Source organism: Spiroplasma endosymbiont of Aleiodes alternator, assembly GCF_964031135.1.
Classification (GTDB): Bacteria; Bacillota_I; Bacilli_A; order Mycoplasmatales; family VBWQ01; genus Spiroplasma_E.
Genome location: NZ_OZ035008.1, coordinates 568,694 through 586,314 on the forward strand (window position 1 = coordinate 568,694; position 17,621 = coordinate 586,314).

Genomic DNA, 17,621 nt, shown 5'->3' on the forward strand with positions numbered 1-17,621 from the left:
ACTTGTGGAGGAAAAATGAATTGAAATGAATTCAACAGAATATTTCAAACTGAAAAGAATTGTTTGAAATATATAGCAAGTTTGAAGGAAAACAAATGTATCAGGTGTTCTTGAACAAGTTTGAATACTTCTGATTTAAGAAGAATAAGATGTTTGAAATGTCATCAAACATTTACTATTCTTCATAACACCATTTTTACAAGTCACAAACACCTTTGACATCTTGGTTTTATCTCATCTTTAGATGAATAAACACCAAACATGGAATTCCATCAACTGATGTTGCAAAAGAGTTGGGAGTGACCTTGAAAATAGCTTGAAGAATGGGTCATAAAATCCGAAGTGCCATTGCTAAACAAGAACCTCAATTCATTGTTGAGGGGATAGTGCAAATGGATGAAATGTATCTTTCACATATGGGTTTTAAAAAACAAGGAAGATCCTTGGTGAATAAAACTTTGATTGTTGGGATTTATGAAAAAACAACCAATAATTTAATTGTGAAAATATTGAAAAACGCAAACAGTAAAAATCTTTTGCAGTTTGCAAGAAACCACATTTCTTCAAAGTGTGTTGTACATACTGATTCTTGAAAAGAATATCACGATTTGAAATTGGTTTTCACTAAGCATGAAACAGTTAACCATCAAGATGGCTATATTTCAAAAACTGGTGTCAATACCAACGAAATTGAATCAGTTTGAAAACATATAAGAAGAACATTTAAAACACATATCAAAGTTGCAAAACATCATGTTCATTTATATGCCAAAGAAGCTGCATATAAATTCAACAAGATACCTAGTTTTGAAACTTTAATGCTATGTTTGATTTAAAAATGTGGGGAGAAGTCCGTAGATAGGGTTTTCTCAACATTTATGTGATAAAATTTAAAATACTACATAAAGGGAGAAAACCCATAATTAATTATTTTGATAAATCTGTACTTTATTAAAGTAATTAATTATTACATAACTAAATAAAAATTATTAAAGGCTATAGTGCAGATATAACTAATAGTAATTTTTGTGTTCCTCTTTTAAAACTTGATATTTTTTGGTTCCCTTCCCCTAGAACCCCTACCCTCCAAGGCTTATACGTAGAAAGGATTTGTAATGATTAATGTTAATTTAGATATTAAAAATAAAGTTAGAGAAACAACTAAAGGTATGTTATTAGAAATTGGTGAATATGAAACATGATTTTCAATTAAAGATACTACTATTAATCAAAATAATAAAAAAATAACATTAAAAATAATTGAAGATTTTAATTATAAATTAGGTAAAAAATCAATTACAAAAGATATTGAAAGTATTAAAGGTAGTGATATTTTAAATACCTGAATTGTAAATATAAATGGGACAAATGGGACAGTTTTTAAAATAATTGTATTAAGTCTATTGGGCTTTTATAAGATAGTGATTTTTTGGGTGTAGAATTAATTTGAAATGCTATAGCATTTAAGTCTTTTTGTTTATATAAAGATAGATCTGTAGATTTTGGTAAATATCTTCTTAAAATACCATTATTATTTTCATTTAAACCTCTTTGACAAGGTTTGCCAGGATCTGCAAAATAAATCTTAACATTGCAAATTTTTTCGATTAATTTTCATTTACTAAATTCTTTACCACGATCAAAAGTAATAGTTTTAACTGTTCCTTTTTGTAACTTTGAAATAAATTTTATTATACTTTTTGTAATATTTTCTGCTTTATGATTTTTAGAAACTAAAGGAATTGTGGTTTTTGATCATATATCAGCTAAAGTAATAATAGAACTTTTATGATCTTTACCAATGATAGTATCACCCTCTAAATGACCAAATTCTTGTATATTTTTAATATTAGGAATGATTAAATTTCTTTCATGAATAGATTTACAATTATTAATTCGTCCTCTAGTTTCTTTTCGTTTATGAGGTTTATTTTTTCCTTTTCTCAATAAGTTATTTTCATAAAAACCCATTCGATTTGTTTTAAACATGTTATATAAAGTTTTTGTTGAAATACTTTTTATTTTATTTTCCTTTAAAAAATTAGCAATTATATCAAGCGCATAATTTTTAGTAATTAACAAATAATTAATAGTATTAATTTCTGTTAAAGTTAAAATTATTAATTTTCTACCTGCATTTTGCTTCTTTTTTTTGAATTTGATTCAATATTTCTAATGGTAATAAGTTTTGATTTAATAATCTACAAACTCTATGTACAGTTGATTTACTATAATCAACAGCTTTTGCTATTTTACGAATTGAAAATTCATAACTTTTATATTCTTTTATTGCTATTATTGATTCAATAGTCAGATACTTATACATTGTGCTAATTCCTTTCTTTTCTTAATTATAGAATTAACACAATTTAATTTTTATATAAATGTCCTTTTAAATTTTACAATTCAGGAATTATTACATTTTAATTATTGGTGCCATCAGTTCACAGGGACCTAATGGTAATAACGGATGAGCAAATGGTGATAATAATTATAATCCAAATAATGTTATTGCTGGGATTGCTGGTACAACAGGTATCATTTTACTAGTTATTTGTACTTTATCAATTAAATTGAATGGTGTAATACAAGTAGCGCTATATTCTGGAGCTATGCTACAACCATTAGCGAAAGAAGGATACATTAGTGAAAAAATAGCTAAATTAAATAAAGAAAATATTGCAATGTATGGTAATAGTATTAATTTTATAATTACAATTATAGTTTGTATTATTATGCTAATAATTCCAGATTTAATTGGAATTAGTTTTAATTACAACCAAATGTTGGGATTTACAACTAATATAACAATCTTTGTTTATCTTTTTGTTATAACAGCAACTTGTGTTATGGGTTATTATAAAAAAATAAAAATAAAAGTTATCGAATGAATTATGTTTATTATCTGTTTATTATTTTTAATTAGTCAATTCATTATTTTTAATTATAATATGATTCATGATTTAGTAAGCAACAGAGGAATCATATTAATTGCAATTACAATTAAGTTTTTAATGTTTTGAGTATTTATTATAATTGCTACTATTATTTATTTTACTTATTATAAACCAAAACTAAAACAAAGATTAAAAACAAATCCAGAATATCAAAATCAATTAGATAAAGAATTTATTTTTAATTCTCATCTAGTAGTTAATTAAATTATTTAAAAATTATATTATCTTATTATCGTCAAAAATAAACTAAATGAGTTGCTGGTTTTTTACAAAAACAAGTACCAGTAGTAGTTGTACTTTTAAATTTAGCATATGCTTGAAAATGTTCAGATCAACCAATATCAATTGTATGTTGAGCATGTTTTCCTAATTCAATTGCTGCTAATACAACCTTTTTCTCATTTAATGCTTTATTCATTAATTTAATATTACCATCCATAATAATATCTTCTTTGATTATTTCATCATTTTTCATTATAATCACTCTTTCTATCAATTAATATTATAACGCTATTTAAAAAAAGAAATAGTAATTGGAATTACTATTCTAACGATATCTTTCTACATAGTGACTAACTAAACCATGATAAATAAAAGGTATTGTTAATTGCATAATTGGATAAGTAAACAAAAAAATATGAATAAAATTGTAAACTAATGAGTAAAAAAGAGGATTAAATCCTGATCAAATATTTTTACTTCCATCAGCATTAGTAATTTGTGATCAAATAAAATATCCTGCTATTGTTTGTCAAAAATAAATAATTAAACAAACTAAAAAACAATGTAAAAAATAATTAATATAAGTAAAAATTGATTTATCAGATTTTAAATTAAAACGTAATAATGAAATAATAGCCGGTGTTGTCATTGGCAAAAAATAATCTAATAAATAACTTCAAGCACTAATAACATAACCACCACTAATAAATAATAATGACATTAAAGCACTAATCATACCCGTTAATCATCCACCTGCAAAGCCAATAATATAACTAATAACCATTAAAGGTATATATTTAATAGCAATACCGCCGCCGTATGGCATTTTTGGTAATAAATTTTGTTCAATAAAAGCACAAGCAATAGTTACACCAGTAAATAAACCAATAATTGTATAATCAATAACTAATCATCGTTTAATACCAAATGCAAATTTAAAATTAGTTCATCATCTTGTTTTTAAAATGGCAAAAGTTTCTTCTTTTTGTCATTGATAATGTTTAATTAAATTAAAAATTAATGCAATGGGATTGATACTAAAAATTGATAGTAATGTAACAATAACAATATTTTTATGAATATCTTCTATTTTAACTGTTCATGTAATAACAGAAAATAAAATTGATGAAATTAATAATAAACAAAGAATTAATATTAAATAAATTTTACTGCTATAAAATTGTCAACCAGTAATAGTAGTAACTTTAAAAAAGTGATTAATACTACTAGCAGGTAAAATACTAATAATAACTGTTAATGTTAGAAGAGTAATTAAACTAAAAATGGCTGATGCTTTAATTAACATTCCTACCTCCAGTTTGCTTTTAACTTTATTATAATTGATAGTTGTTAATAGTTGTTCTTTAAACATAATAAAATGATAACTCCTTTAATTTATCTTACATAACAAAAAAGGAGTTATCATTTTTTAAAATATAAAAAATAAAGTCTCCCTCCGCTAGTACTAACTAGATCAGGTTATAGGGTATTTCTCAGGCAATGCCACCCCTGCTTTATATAATATATGCAAATTAATCCATATTTACTATTATTATAACATTCAAAATATTTTTTTAAATATAAAATATATTTTTTTACGATTTTTAGTTTAAATTAAAATTTGCTCTATTTTTATTTGAAATTTATTTGAAAAAAATAAAATATATTCACTTCTTAAAAATAAGAAGTTATTGGGAAAAAATAAAAAGGAGTTTTTAAAATATGAAAAAGATATCAACACTAATTCAACAACAATTTTAGCAACAGCAAGTACAAACAGTTTAAATACCTTATTTATCAATAACACAAATTGAACATCTAGAATAAAGTAGACACAGAATTGTAACCTTTGTGTTAAAAATACTTTAAGGAAGGTGTTCATTTTTTTATGGCTAAATGACTATCAAAAGAAGAAAAGTTAAAAATAATAAAAATAAGTAAAATTAAAACAATTGATAAAACCGCATTAGAGTATGGTATTGGTCGATCATCAATAAAAGAATGAATTAAAGCATATAAATTATTAGGTGAAAAAGGTTTAGAATATGGCAATGGAATTCGTGCTAAAAAAACCAAAAGAACAGGTCGACCCAAATCTTTAAATTTTAATGAAATGACAAAACAAGAATTAATTGAATATATTGAGGCAATGAACGATATAAAAAAGTATTTAGAAAAATCGACAAAAAAGAAGAAATATTTTGTGATTTTCTCATTGAAGAAAAAATATCAGATTAGTTATTTATGTTGATTATTAAATGTTTCAAAATCAGGATATTATAAGTGAATTAAGAATGGAATGAATGAATTTAATAAATGAGATACATTTTTAGCTAATATAATTAAAAATATTTTTTATGAATTTCAAGAAATTTATGGTTATAAAATGATAACTTTATGAATTAACAAAATTTATAATTTAAAATTAAAATTTCATATTGTATATAGATATATAAAAAATATGAGTTTAAAAGCTAAGGTTCGCATAAAAAAATTGATTATAGAACTAAATCAGGAAGTTTAAGATATGATAATTTATTAAAACGTGATTTTTCAACTACTAATTTAAATGAAAAATTAGGTACTGATATAACTTATTTATTAACTAATGGTAAAACATATTATTTATCAATTGTTAAAGATTTTCATAATAATGAAATATTAGATTATAAAATAAGTGCAAGTTTAGACATGACATTTGTTGTCCAAAACATTATCCAAGCTTGAGTTAATGCTCAAAAACCTACTTCATGAATTTTACAATCAGATCAAGGATTTCACTATACAAATCCTTCTTATAAAATTTTATGTGATGAATTAAAAATAAAAATTTCAATGTCTAGAAGAGGTAATTCCTGTGATAATGGTGCTACTGAAACTTGATTTGGAACAATGAAAACAGAATTTCTATATCAAATTCCAAGAAAAAATAGAACTATTGAATGAATACAAGACAACTTACCTAAATATATTTACTTTTATAATAATTATCGACCTCAAATAAAATTAAAAGGAATGAGTCCAATCGAATATCGATTAGCTCATTCCAAACCAACAAATAATTACTTCATACCTATAAATTTAACACTTACAAACGCTATTTTATAAAATTTAATAAAAGGTTACTTTTATTGTCCACTTTTCTTGACAAGTTCATAAAGGGGCGCATTAATTTAATAGATAGATTTAGAAATAAAAAAGAACGATATAACTATCGTTCTTTTTTTGTTAAAAGATTAAAACTTCATAAAACTGTCCTAGAAGTCTAATAGTGAGTACTTTATGTAAATACTTCTATATCAGAATAAAAGAGCATTTAATGTTAAGCAAGTTAAAATGTTACACTGTATCGCTTAATGTAATTATAGATTAATTTGAATAACCTTATTATGGCTCAGTAAATACCCCATTAATCTAATTAATAATTACATTTGTATTATTTAAAAAATAGGGGGTTTTATATATAAATACACACATCATTAACAATATCATAACACAATAACAAAAATAAAGGAGAAAAATAAAAATGAAATACGTTTACTTATTAAAATATGAAGTGAATTATACTGGTCAAATAAAATATAAAGTATTTTCTACAATTGAAAATGCTAATAATTATCATCGAAATTATAAACATCATTTAATTAAAGATGCTTATATTGAAAAATATGAAATATTAGTTATGGAATTAGACATAAATTTAAATAATAAGGAATTAAATAAAAAACTTAATTAATGAAAGGAATAAAAATGGAAGAAAAAGATAATTTAGAAATACAAGAAGATAATAAAGAATTACAAAATAAATTATTAAAAGAACAAATTGAATTAATTGAAGAACAAAAATAATTTTATAAAAAATCATGAAAAAGTAGAATTATATTTTTAGTAATTGGAATAATTATTATGATTTTAACATTAATAATTATTGCTTCTAAACATTAATTGAAAGGATTAATATTTATGGAATATAGAGAATATAGAATGGTTGGTTCTTGTGATAAATGCAGAAAACAATCTTCTTTTGGTAATAGATTATGTAATAAATGTTTTTGAATATTAATAGGTAGAAAAAAATATGAGTAAATTAATATTTAAAAAAGATACACATCAATATTTTTTAGAAGATAAAGAATTAATATCAGTTTCTAGAATTATTGATAATTATTTAGGTTTTGGATATAGTCATATATCACCAGAAGTATTAAAAAATGCTTCAGTTCGTGGTAAATGAGTTCATAAACTTAATGAATTATATTTACAAAATATTAATGAAGAAAATATTATTAATAATTTATTAAAAAAAGTAAAACAAATAACAAATTCAATAACTTATTCTTAGAGGCTTTTATGTAATCTGTGTATCTTTGTTTTACAAAGTACTAGTTTAAATTAATTCTATCTTCAAATTTTATCATAAAATGAGCAATTGCTGTATTTCAATTTTGAATGGGCATTGTTCATTTTTTTGTTATATTTTCAATTGCTAAATAAAATATTTTAAAAACTGCCATATCATTAGGAAAACTTTTGGTAATGTTTAGTAATCTGTGTAACTTACAAAAATAACTATGTTTAATTAATTCTAGTAAATATAATTAAATGACTAGAAAGAGTGAGTTACAGATGGCTAAAAAGCAAAATATTAATAATAATGATCCAATATCAAAAGCAGTAGATTTATTATTAGAAAATACTGAAGATTTAACAACAGTTTTTAAAGAGGGAGGATTGTATAAAGAATTAACAAAAAGATTAGTAGAAAAAATGTTGAATTCTGAGATGCAAAATTATTTAGGATATGATAAGAATCAACATAGTAATAGTGAAAATGCTCGTAATGGTATAAGTTCAAAAAAATTAATAACTCAACAAGGTAAAATTGAGATTGATGTACCACGAGATCGCAATAGTAATTTTAATCCTGTAATAGTTGCAAAAAGACAAAGAAGATTTGATGGTTTTGATCAACAAGTTCTTTCTTTATATGCAAAAGGTATGACATTTTCAGATATTAGAATGCAATTACAAGAGTTATATCATGGTGCTGATATTAGTGAAAGTGTTATTAGTCAAATTACTGATGATGTTATTGATGATGTAAAAGCATGGCAAAATCGACCATTAGAAAGTGTCTATCCGATTGTTTATTTTGATTGCATAATAGTGAAAGTACGACAAGATAAAAGGATTATTAATAAATCAGTTTATATAGCTTTAGGAGTTGATTTAGAAGGTAAAAAAGATGTTTTAGGTTTATGAATTAGTGAAAATGAAGGTGCTAAATTTTGATTAGCAAATTTAACAGAAATGAAAAATCGTGGCTTAAATGATATTCTTATTGCCTGCAGTGATAATTTAACAGGCATGTCAGAAGTAATACAATCAGTTTATCTTAAAACAGAACATCAATTATGCATAGTTCATCAAATTAGAAATAGTTTGAAATATGTCTCATATAAGCATAGAAAATCTCTAGTTGCAGATTTAAAACCAATTTATACTGCATGTAGTGAAGAACAAGCAATGCAGGCTTTAGAATCCTTTGAAAATAAGTGAAATAAACAATATCCTCAAATTGCTAAATCTTGATATAAAAATTGAGATAATTTAATTGTTTTTATTAGTTATCCTGCAGAAATTAAAAGAGTGATTTATACAACAAATGCTATTGAATCTGTAAATAGTCAATTACGAAAAGTTATCAGAAATAAAAAAGTTTTTCCTAATGATATGGCAGTTTTTAAAATATTTTATTTAGCAATTGAAAATATAACAAAAAAATGAACAATGCCCATTCAAAATTGAAATACAGCAATTGCTCATTTTATGATAAAATTTGAAGATAGAATTAATCTAAACTAGTACTTTGTAAAACAAAGATACACAGATTACATAAAAGCCTCGAAAAATTAGGTACTGATATAACTTATTTATTAACTAATGGTAAAACATATTATTTATCAATTGTTAAAGATTTTCATAATAATGAAATATTAGATTATAAAATAAGTGCAAGTTTAGACATAACATTTGTTGTCCAAAACATTATCCAAGCTTGAGTTAATGCTCAAAAACCTACTTCATGAATTTTACAATCAGATCAAGGATTTTACTATACAAATCCTTCTTATAAAATTTTATGTGATGAATTAAAAATAAAAATTTCAATGTCTAGAAGAGGTAATTCCTGTGATAATGGTGCTACTGAAACTTGATTTGGAACAATGAAAACAGAATTTCTATATCAAATTCCAAGAAAAAATAGAACTATTGAATGAATACAAGACAACTTACCTAAATATATTTACTTTTATAATAATTATCGACCTCAAATAAAATTAAAAGGAATGAGTCCAATCGAATATCGATTAGCTCATTCCAAACCAACAAATAATTACTTCATACCTATAAATTTAACACTTACAAACGCTATTTTATAAAATTTAATAAAAGGTTACTTTTATTGTCCACTTTTCTTGACAAGTTCAAAATTCATTTACATTTATTTATTAAACAGTTTTATAAAATGTACTAATAATTTATTTATCCCCTTCTCAAATTGTTTAGTCTTAACCTATATATTTTAGATTATAACAGATATATTCTAAAATTGAAAAGATATTTCTTTAATTTTAAAAAAATAATTTACAATTTTCTTATGAATTTATTCTAAAAAAATTATAAATTTTTATATAGTAATAACTAAAATTAAAAAAATTATTTTATCGTTTAATGTTTTAAAAATTAAAACTAATGATAGAATTAAACCATAAAATAAATTAAAAGAAAAGGTAGTGAACACATGCATAATGAAAGCAAAATACAACATATTAATTCTATAAAAGAAGTTGAGCAACTTTTACAATCAAAAAAAATAACAGTAATTGATTTTTCAGCAGAATGATGTGGTCCTTGTAAAATGTTAGGGCCAAGATTTGAAAATGTTGCTAATGACGAAAAACACAAAAATATTAATTTTATTAAAGTTGATGTTGACAAAGCTAAAGAACTAGCAAAAGATTATGAAATCCAATCAATTCCAACATTAATTTATTTTAATAAAGAAGGAAAAGAAGTTAAAAAAACTTTTGGTTTAGTTTCTGAAAAAGATATGACTAATATTATCGAAGAAATAGGAAAATAAGGTATTTATAATGGCTATTAAATTAATTGTTCTTGATCTAGATGGAACTTTATTGAAAAGTAGATGAAAAATTCATCCTAAAAATCTAATTGCAATTCAAAAAGCATATCAAAAAAATATTAAAGTTATTATTGCAACAGGAAGAGCACCAAGTTCAACCATTGATATTGCAAAATCATGTTTAATGCATGAAAAAACCGGTCATATTATTTGTTATAATGGTGGTAACATCCTTGATATTACTAATGATAATAGATTAGATATATTGTATGAAAAATCATTAACAAAAGAACAAATACAAACAATAGTTAAATTTGCTAATAAAAATAATTTAGCAATGTGAGGATATAGTACCGATAATAAAACAGGCTTAATTAATCGCAGATCACTAAAAGTTAAAATTATGGAAAATTTTAATAACCTACCAACTAAACAAATTGATGAGAATACCGATGAGGGTATGTATAAAATTTTATTATTTTGTAAAAAGAAAAAACAAGTTAATCCAATTTTAGAACAATTAAATACTATAAAAGATTTAGAACTTGCTACTTCTTCTCATAGTGTTATCGAAATTAATCCAATTGGTGTTAATAAAGCTGCTGCTGTACAATTTTTATGCAAAAAATGAAATATTACTCCTGACCAAGTACTAGCTTGTGGTGATGGTATGAATGATTATAAATTAATAAAATGGGCTAAATATGGTATTGCAATGCAAAATGCTCATCCTAATTTAAAAGAAATAGCATATGATGTTACTAGTAAAAATATTTGTGGTGGTGTTGCAAAAGCTATCGATAAATATGTATTTCCTAAATCAGAGTTTGAATAAATAATAGTTTAATTTTCTAATATAGTTTATTATCAAATATAACTTTAAAAATGCTGGTAATTGTCCAGCATTTTTAATTCAATATCTTTTATACTTAAATAAATATTTTTCAAATTTGCATTCTTTTAATATAAACTAACTATTCATTGAATTATTAAAAGTAGCTTTATCTAATACTATAGAAAAAATAAGACTATCATTATAAAAAAATGAATCTTCACCAATTCAAAATTTAATGTAAATACCAGAAGAATCATGTCAAATAAAAACAGATGAATTAATATATGCATGTCACATAAAACCACTTACACAAAAATTATTTTGAATTTTAGCAGGGTATGAACATCTAGAATAAAGTAGAGACAGAATTGTAACCTTTGTGTTAAAAATACTTTAAGGAAGGTGTTCATTTTTTTATGGCTAAATGACTATCAAAAGAAGAAAAGTTAAAAATAATAAAAATAAGTAAAATTAAAACAATTGATAAAACCACATTAGAGTATGGTATTGGTCGATCATCAATAAAAGAATGAATTAAAGCATATAATTATTAGGTGAAAAAGGTTTAGAATATGGCAATGGAATTCGTGCTAAAAAAACCAAAAGAACAGGTCGACCCAAATCTTTAAATTTTAATGAAATGACAAAACAAGAATTAATTGAATATATTGAGGCAATGAACGATATAAAAAAGTATTTAGAAAAATCGACAAAAAAGAAGAAATATTTTGTGATTTTCTCATTGAAGAAAAAATATCAGATTAGTTATTTATGTTGATTATTAAATGTTTCAAAATCAGGATATTATAAGTGAATTAAGAATGGAATGAATGAATTTAATAAATGAGATACATTTTTAGCTAATATAATTAAAAATATTTTTTATGAATTTCAAGAAATTTATGGTTATAAAATGATAACTTTATGAATTAACAAAATTTATAATTTAAAATTAAAATTTCATATTGTATATAGATATATGAAAAATATGAGTTTAAAAGCTAAGGTTCGCATAAAAAAATTTGATTATAGAACTAAATCAGGAAGTTTAAGATATGATAATTTATTAAAACGTGATTTTTCAACTACTAATTTAAATGAAAAATTAGGTACTGATATAACTTATTTATTAACTAATGGTAAAACATATTATTTATCAATTGTTAAAGATTTTCATAATAATGAAATATTAGATTATAAAATAAGTGCAAGTTTAGACATGACATTTATTGTCCAAAACATTATCCAAGCTTGAGTTAATGCTCAAAAACCTACTTCATGAATTTTACAATCAGATCAAGGATTTCACTATACAAATCCTTCTTATAAAATTTTATGTGATGAATTAAAAATAAAAATTTCAATGTCTAGAAGAGGTAATTCCTGTGATAATGGTGCTACTGAAACTTGATTTGGAACAATGAAAATAGAATTTCTATATCAAATTCCAAGAAAAAATAGAACTATTGAATGAATACAAGACAACTTACCTAAATATATTTACTTTTATAATAATTATCGACCTCAAATAAAATTAAAAGGAATGAGTCCAATCGAATATCGATTAGCTCATTCCAAACCAACAAATAATTACTTCATACCTATAAATTTAACACTTACAAACGCTATTTTATAAAATTTAATAAAAGGTTACTTTTATTGTCCACTTTTTTTGACAAGTTCAGTAATGTTTAGTAATCTGTGTAACTTACAAAAATAACTATGTTTAATTAATTATAGTAAATATAATTAAATGACTAGAAAGAGTGAGTTACAAATGGCTAAAAAGCAAAATATTAATAATAATGATCCAATATCAAAAGCAGTAGATTTATTATTAGAAAATACTGAAGATTTAACAACAGTTTTTAAAGAGGGAGGATTGTATAAAGAATTAACAAAAAGATTAGTAGAAAAAATGTTGAATTCTGAGATGCAAAATTATTTAGGATATGATAAGAATCAACATAGTAATAGTGACAATGCTCGTAATGGTATAAGTTCAAAAAAATTAATAACTCAACAAGGTAAAATTGAGATTGATGTACCACGAGATCGCAATAGTAATTTTAATCCTGTAATAGTTGCAAAAAGACAAAGAAGATTTGAAGGTTTTGATCAACAAGTTCTTTCTTTATATGCAAAAGGTATGACATTATCAGATATTAGAATGCAATTACAAGAGTTATATCATGGTGCTGATATTAGTGAAAGTGTTATTAGTCAAATTACTGATGATGTTATTGATGATGTAAAAGCATGGCAAAATCGACCATTAGAAAGTGTCTATCCGATTGTTTATTTTGATTGCATAATAGTGAAAGTACGACAAGATAAAAGGATTATTAATAAATCAGTTTATATAGCTTTAGGAGTTGATTTAGAAGGTAAAAAAGATGTTTTAGGTTTATGAATTAGTGAAAATGAAGGTGCTAAATTTTGATTAGCAAATTTAACAGAAATGAAAAATCGTGGCTTAAATGATATTCTTATTGCCTGCAGTGATAATTTAACAGGCATGTCAGAAGCAATACAATCAGTTTATCTTAAAACAGAACATCAATTATGCATAGTTCATCAAATTAGAAATAGTTTGAAATATGTCTCATATAAGCATAGAAAATCTCTAGTTGCAGATTTAAAACCAATTTATACTGCATGTAGTGAAGAACAAGCAATGCAGGCTTTAGAATCCTTTGAAAATAAGTGAAATAAACAATATCCTCAAATTGCTAAATCTTGATATAAAAATTGAGATAATTTAATTGTTTTTATTAGTTATCCTGCAGAAATTAAAAGAGTGATTTATACAACAAATGCTATTGAATCTGTAAATAGTCAATTACGAAAAGTTATCAGAAATAAAAAAGTTTTTCCTAATGATATGGCAGTTTTTAAAATATTTTATTTAGCAATTGAAAATATAACAAAAAAAATGAACAATGCCCATTCAAAATTGAAATACAGCAATTGCTCATTTTATGATAAAATTTAAAGATAGAATTAATCTAAACTAGTACTTTGTAAAACAAAGATACACAGATTACATAAAAGCCTCAAAAATAAAAAACAATTTTCTTATAATTATTTTTTTTATTAGTGTTTTTTTTCTTTCTTAACTTCCTTTTTCTTTAATTTTTTATTTTTTTTCTTTTTCTTATTTCTTCTGAATCAATTTCAAAATGAACGCTTTTTCTTTACCGTTTTAATAATAGTAGGCTCAAATATTTTATTAGTATCACCAATTGAAAAATCATTACAAACAGAATTAATATTTTCATTAGAACTAATAAATAATAGTTCATCATTTAACATTAATATTTCATTTCTACTAGGAATAATAACTTTACCATGACGTTTAATTGCAACTAAGTTAATTTTATAATTGCTAGGAATTTTTAAAGTTTCTAGTTTTTTATTTGTAAACTTAGTATTTTTAACAATTACATTAGCTATTGAGTACTTTTCATCAACTGTAGTTAAATCTACTCCTAATTTTCAAATAGCACGATATGCAGCTTTCTTACCAGCTTCTGTTTCAGATAAAATAATATTAGTAATACCAATTGCTTCTAAAATTAGTTGGTGAGTACTATCAACAGCTTTAGCAATAAGATTAAGTGATGATAATGTATTGTGTTCACGATGAATTGCTAAAACATGAACAGCAGTAACAATTGAAGCTGCTAAATCAGAACCAATAGCAATAATAATATTTTGCACTTTGTGAATTCCGGCATCATCTAATGTATCACGATTAGTTGAATCTAAAATTAAAGTTTCAGAAGCTATTGATGAAACTAATTGACAACGGTCTTCTCTTTTATCAATAGCTAATGTAACTTTACCTAATTCTTCTAAAGTTTTAACAACTGAAATTCCGAATTTACCTAAACCAATGACACAAAAATCATTTTCTGATGAAGACATCTATATCCTTCTTCCTTAAATAATATTTACTTAAATATGTTATATTATACTAAATTATAAACTAATTCTTAAAATATTGGTATTTTAAATTTAAAACTAATATTTAATAGAAATGACTATAGTATAGTATAATAATAAAAGAAAATGTTATTTTAGGAGTTTTTTGATGCTATCTAAGGTTAATTATCGTAGTGTAAAAAATATTTTTAAAATTATTTTTGTTGGTAAAACTCGTCCCCGACAAATGTTTAATTTATATTTTTTTACTTTATTAGTTGGAACAATACTTTTAATGACACCAATTGCCACAACAAAATGACAATGAAACTTTTTGCCTGCTCTTTTTACTGCTAGTAGTGCGTTTTCTGATACTGGTTTAACAGTAAAAAGCACTGCTAATGACTTTACTTTCTTTGGGCAATTTATTATTTTAATTTTAATTAAATTTGGTGGTATTGGTTTAATTACAGTTAAACTAGCAATATTATCCTTATTTGTATTTAATCGACATACTAGTTTAAAAGAAAGATTACTAATGCAAGGTGAACGTGGCTCTAATAAATTAGGAACGACTATTGATGTATTAAAAATTGGGATTATTGTTATGACAATTACTGAATTTTTGGGAGCAATTGTTTTATTTTTATATTTTTATTTTGTGCCTATCTCAGGAATAGAATATGGTCTAAACAATAATACAGGTTACTATAATCACATACTATTAGCATTATGATCGGGAATTTTCCACTCGATTTCTGCTGTTAATAATGCTGGTTTTGATATAGTTGGTATAACTTCATTAGAACCTTTTCAGAGTGATTATTTTGTGCAGTGAATTTTTATTATTGAATTTGTAATTGGTGGTATTGGTTTTCCTGTTTATTATGATTTATATCATTGAATTAAAAATAAAACTCATGGTAAAAAATTTAGATTTAGTTTATTTACTAAACTAACATTAATAACATATTTTTTAGTTGCGATATTGGGTGTTAGTAGTGTTATGTTTATTGAATATTTTTCACGTAATGTCATAACTCCATCAAGGCAAGAGCCCATTTTTAAAAATTTATCGACATCTGATGCAATTATGGCTGTTTTTTTTAATACAATGTCAACAAGAAATGCTGGATACTATACAGTTGACTTAAATAAATTTCACCTTGCCTCACAAATGATCCAATCATTAATGATGTGAATTGGTTCTTCACCAGCAAGTACTGCCGGAGGAATTAGAACGACAACTTTAGCAATCATTCTTTTAACAATTTTTAATATTGCCCGTGGCCGTAATGATGTTTTTGTATTCAAGCGTAAAATTCCTAATCAAACTGTTCGTATGTCATTTATAGTCGGCACACTTGGTTTTATTTTAGTTTTTGTATCAGTAATGATTATCACAATTGAAAATGTTTTTATAATAGATAATTCTGATATGACCTTTGCACAAGTAATTTTTGATGTTTCAAGTGCTTTTGGAACAACAGGACTTTCATTATTTGATAATTCTAAATTAGGTATTTTTAGTCAACTTAGTTTAATTTTTGTCATGTTTGTGGGACAATTAGGACTATCAACTACTGTTCTTGCTTGAAGTGATCGTAAATCAAAACCAACGATAAGTAGAGTTGAAGAAAACGTATTAATTGGATAAATTAAGAAACGGTGAACACAAATGATAAAAATTTTAGATGGTAAAATAATTGCCCAGCAAATTAAAGCAAAAATTAAAGCACAAGTAACAACTATTACTAATCGTAAACCTAAACTAGCAGTAATAATTATTGGTGAAGATTTAGCATCACAAATGTACGTACGAACTAAAATTAAAGCATGTCAAGAATGTGGTATTGATGGACAAGTATTTTCACTAACAACAACACTAACACAAAAAGAAATAATTAATAAAATTGAACAATTAAATAGTGATAATAATATTGATGGAATTTTAGTACAATTACCACTACCAAAACATTTAGATACATTAGCAATTATTAATAGCATTACTATTAATAAAGATGTTGATGGTTTAACAAATATTAATGCCGGAAGATTATTACAAGGTGATAAAAAAGCAATGTTGCCTTGTACAGTAAAAGGTATTTTAAAATTACTAAATCACTATCAAATTCCCATTTCTAAACAAAATATTACTATCATTAACGATAGTAATATTGTTGGTAAACCATTGGCTTTATCATTAACTAATATGGGAGCAACTGTTAGCATTGTTCATAAATTAACTAAAGACTTAACTCTTTATACTAAAGAAGCTGATATCATTTGTAGTGCTACTGGTGTCTATAATATTATTAATAGTAGTCAAGTTAAACGTGATGTTGTTATTATTGATGTAGCAATTAATTATCAAGGTAAAGAAAAAAAAGTTGTTGGTGATATTAATTTTGAAACAATGAAAAATACCGCTTCAGCAATTACTCCTGTGCCTGGTGGTGTTGGACCAATGACTATTGCCATGTTATTAGAAAATTTAATGATTTGCTATCAATTAAATAATAAATATAATTAA

General features: G+C 24.0%; 20 protein-coding genes, 3 pseudogenes and 1 riboswitch. Of the genes and pseudogenes, 17 read left to right on the plus strand and 6 right to left on the minus strand.

The genetic code is table 4. The features are described 5' to 3' along the window. Nucleotides 1-305 precede the first annotated feature (305 nt). Together ACQH20_RS03340 and ACQH20_RS03345 are read left to right on the plus strand one after the other, a co-directional pair. The gene (locus ACQH20_RS03340) at nucleotides 306-836 is read left to right on the plus strand and encodes an IS1595 family transposase (RefSeq protein WP_425377509.1); all 531 of its coding nucleotides are present in this window, start codon (nucleotides 306-308) and stop codon (nucleotides 834-836) included. Between the two features lie 279 nt (nucleotides 837-1,115). Further along, nucleotides 1,116-1,439: a hypothetical protein gene (locus ACQH20_RS03345; protein ID WP_425377510.1), complete on the plus strand. Its 324-nt coding sequence runs from the start codon at nucleotides 1,116-1,118 to the stop codon at nucleotides 1,437-1,439. On the opposite strand, the pseudogene ACQH20_RS03350 reads toward ACQH20_RS03345, so the two are convergent. Then, nucleotides 1,381-2,326, minus strand: a pseudogene (locus tag ACQH20_RS03350) (IS30 family transposase). The gene ACQH20_RS03345 and the pseudogene ACQH20_RS03350 overlap by 59 nt on opposite strands. 286 nt (nucleotides 2,327-2,612) lie before the next feature. Here ACQH20_RS03350 and ACQH20_RS03355 point away from each other — a divergent pair. Further along, nucleotides 2,613-3,161, plus strand: a complete 549-nt coding sequence (locus ACQH20_RS03355; protein ID WP_425377511.1) for a hypothetical protein — start codon at nucleotides 2,613-2,615, stop codon at nucleotides 3,159-3,161. 25 nt (nucleotides 3,162-3,186) lie between these two features. Here the strand turns inward: ACQH20_RS03355 and ACQH20_RS03360 are convergent, their stop codons facing one another. The 3 genes from ACQH20_RS03360 to ACQH20_RS03370 all read right to left on the minus strand — a co-directional run bounded on the left by ACQH20_RS03360 (nucleotide 3,187) and on the right by ACQH20_RS03370 (nucleotide 5,061). Further along, on the minus strand, nucleotides 3,187-3,432 hold the full coding sequence (locus tag ACQH20_RS03360; RefSeq protein WP_425377512.1) for a hypothetical protein: 246 nt from the start codon (nucleotides 3,430-3,432) through the stop codon (nucleotides 3,187-3,189). A 72-nt stretch (nucleotides 3,433-3,504) separates the two neighbouring features. Continuing rightward, the gene (locus ACQH20_RS03365) at nucleotides 3,505-4,485 is read right to left on the minus strand and encodes an energy-coupled thiamine transporter ThiT (RefSeq protein WP_425377513.1); all 981 of its coding nucleotides are present in this window, start codon (nucleotides 4,483-4,485) and stop codon (nucleotides 3,505-3,507) included. Nucleotides 4,486-4,612: 127 nt separating this feature from the next. Beyond that, nucleotides 4,613-4,700: riboswitch (TPP riboswitch) on the minus strand. Between the two features lie 88 nt (nucleotides 4,701-4,788). Continuing rightward, nucleotides 4,789-5,061 (minus strand): hypothetical protein, encoded by a 273-nt coding sequence (locus tag ACQH20_RS03370; RefSeq protein WP_425377514.1) that lies wholly within the window; start codon nucleotides 5,059-5,061, stop codon nucleotides 4,789-4,791. Nucleotides 5,062-5,067: 6 nt separating this feature from the next. On the opposite strand from ACQH20_RS03370, the gene ACQH20_RS03375 reads away from it, so the two are divergent. The 5 genes from ACQH20_RS03375 (at nucleotide 5,068) to ACQH20_RS03395 (ending at nucleotide 7,521) form a co-directional block, all read left to right on the plus strand. Continuing rightward, on the plus strand, nucleotides 5,068-5,703 hold the full coding sequence (locus ACQH20_RS03375; protein WP_425377515.1) for a hypothetical protein: 636 nt from the start codon (nucleotides 5,068-5,070) through the stop codon (nucleotides 5,701-5,703). 167 nt (nucleotides 5,704-5,870) lie between these two features. Next, nucleotides 5,871-6,287, plus strand: coding sequence for an IS3 family transposase (locus ACQH20_RS03380; RefSeq protein WP_252319999.1), 417 nt, complete (start codon nucleotides 5,871-5,873; stop codon nucleotides 6,285-6,287). 418 nt (nucleotides 6,288-6,705) lie between these two features. Continuing rightward, complete coding sequence (locus ACQH20_RS03385; protein ID WP_425377516.1) at nucleotides 6,706-6,915, plus strand: hypothetical protein; 210 nt, start codon at nucleotides 6,706-6,708, stop codon at nucleotides 6,913-6,915. A gap of 227 nt (nucleotides 6,916-7,142) precedes the next feature. Beyond that, nucleotides 7,143-7,265: a hypothetical protein gene (locus ACQH20_RS03390; RefSeq protein ID WP_425377517.1), complete on the plus strand. Its 123-nt coding sequence runs from the start codon at nucleotides 7,143-7,145 to the stop codon at nucleotides 7,263-7,265. Continuing rightward, complete coding sequence (locus ACQH20_RS03395; RefSeq protein WP_425377518.1) at nucleotides 7,258-7,521, plus strand: hypothetical protein; 264 nt, start codon at nucleotides 7,258-7,260, stop codon at nucleotides 7,519-7,521. Before ACQH20_RS03390 ends, ACQH20_RS03395 begins: the two co-directional genes overlap by 8 nt. A gap of 40 nt (nucleotides 7,522-7,561) precedes the next feature. Here the strand turns inward: ACQH20_RS03395 and ACQH20_RS03400 are convergent. Beyond that, a pseudogene (locus ACQH20_RS03400) lies at nucleotides 7,562-7,711 on the minus strand (IS256 family transposase); the annotation flags it as partial. 94 nt (nucleotides 7,712-7,805) lie between these two features. Between ACQH20_RS03400 and ACQH20_RS03405 the strand changes: the two are divergent. The 7 genes and pseudogenes from ACQH20_RS03405 to ACQH20_RS03435 all read left to right on the plus strand — a co-directional run bounded on the left by ACQH20_RS03405 (nucleotide 7,806) and on the right by ACQH20_RS03435 (nucleotide 14,178). After that, on the plus strand, nucleotides 7,806-9,044 hold the full coding sequence (locus tag ACQH20_RS03405; protein ID WP_425377580.1) for an IS256 family transposase: 1,239 nt from the start codon (nucleotides 7,806-7,808) through the stop codon (nucleotides 9,042-9,044). A gap of 305 nt (nucleotides 9,045-9,349) precedes the next feature. Further along, complete coding sequence (locus ACQH20_RS03410; protein ID WP_252319335.1) at nucleotides 9,350-9,622, plus strand: IS3 family transposase; 273 nt, start codon at nucleotides 9,350-9,352, stop codon at nucleotides 9,620-9,622. 362 nt (nucleotides 9,623-9,984) lie between these two features. Beyond that, a complete protein-coding gene (gene trxA / locus ACQH20_RS03415) occupies nucleotides 9,985-10,326 on the plus strand; it encodes a thioredoxin (RefSeq protein WP_199188855.1) in 342 nt (113 codons plus the stop codon). 10 nt (nucleotides 10,327-10,336) lie between these two features. Then, the gene (locus ACQH20_RS03420; protein ID WP_425377519.1) at nucleotides 10,337-11,161 is read left to right on the plus strand and encodes an HAD family hydrolase; all 825 of its coding nucleotides are present in this window, start codon (nucleotides 10,337-10,339) and stop codon (nucleotides 11,159-11,161) included. A gap of 416 nt (nucleotides 11,162-11,577) precedes the next feature. Further along, nucleotides 11,578-11,715, plus strand: coding sequence for a hypothetical protein (locus tag ACQH20_RS03425; RefSeq protein ID WP_425377520.1), 138 nt, complete (start codon nucleotides 11,578-11,580; stop codon nucleotides 11,713-11,715). An 86-nt stretch (nucleotides 11,716-11,801) separates the two neighbouring features. Next, nucleotides 11,802-12,797 carry an IS3 family transposase gene (locus ACQH20_RS03430; protein WP_425376593.1) on the plus strand — a complete coding sequence of 332 codons (996 nt, stop codon included), beginning with the start codon at nucleotides 11,802-11,804 and terminating at the stop codon, nucleotides 12,795-12,797. A 141-nt stretch (nucleotides 12,798-12,938) separates the two neighbouring features. Beyond that, a pseudogene (locus ACQH20_RS03435) lies at nucleotides 12,939-14,178 on the plus strand (IS256 family transposase). A 79-nt stretch (nucleotides 14,179-14,257) separates the two neighbouring features. On the opposite strand, the gene ACQH20_RS03440 reads toward ACQH20_RS03435, so the two are convergent. Further along, complete coding sequence (locus ACQH20_RS03440; RefSeq protein WP_425377521.1) at nucleotides 14,258-15,091, minus strand: potassium channel family protein; 834 nt, start codon at nucleotides 15,089-15,091, stop codon at nucleotides 14,258-14,260. 166 nt (nucleotides 15,092-15,257) lie between these two features. Here ACQH20_RS03440 and ACQH20_RS03445 point away from each other — a divergent pair, with 166 nt between their 5' ends. Continuing rightward, entirely contained in the window at nucleotides 15,258-16,745 is a 1,488-nt protein-coding gene (locus tag ACQH20_RS03445; protein WP_425377522.1) for a TrkH family potassium uptake protein, read from the plus strand. A 21-nt stretch (nucleotides 16,746-16,766) separates the two neighbouring features. Continuing rightward, complete coding sequence (locus tag ACQH20_RS03450) at nucleotides 16,767-17,621, plus strand: bifunctional 5,10-methylenetetrahydrofolate dehydrogenase/5,10-methenyltetrahydrofolate cyclohydrolase (protein WP_425377523.1); 855 nt, start codon at nucleotides 16,767-16,769, stop codon at nucleotides 17,619-17,621.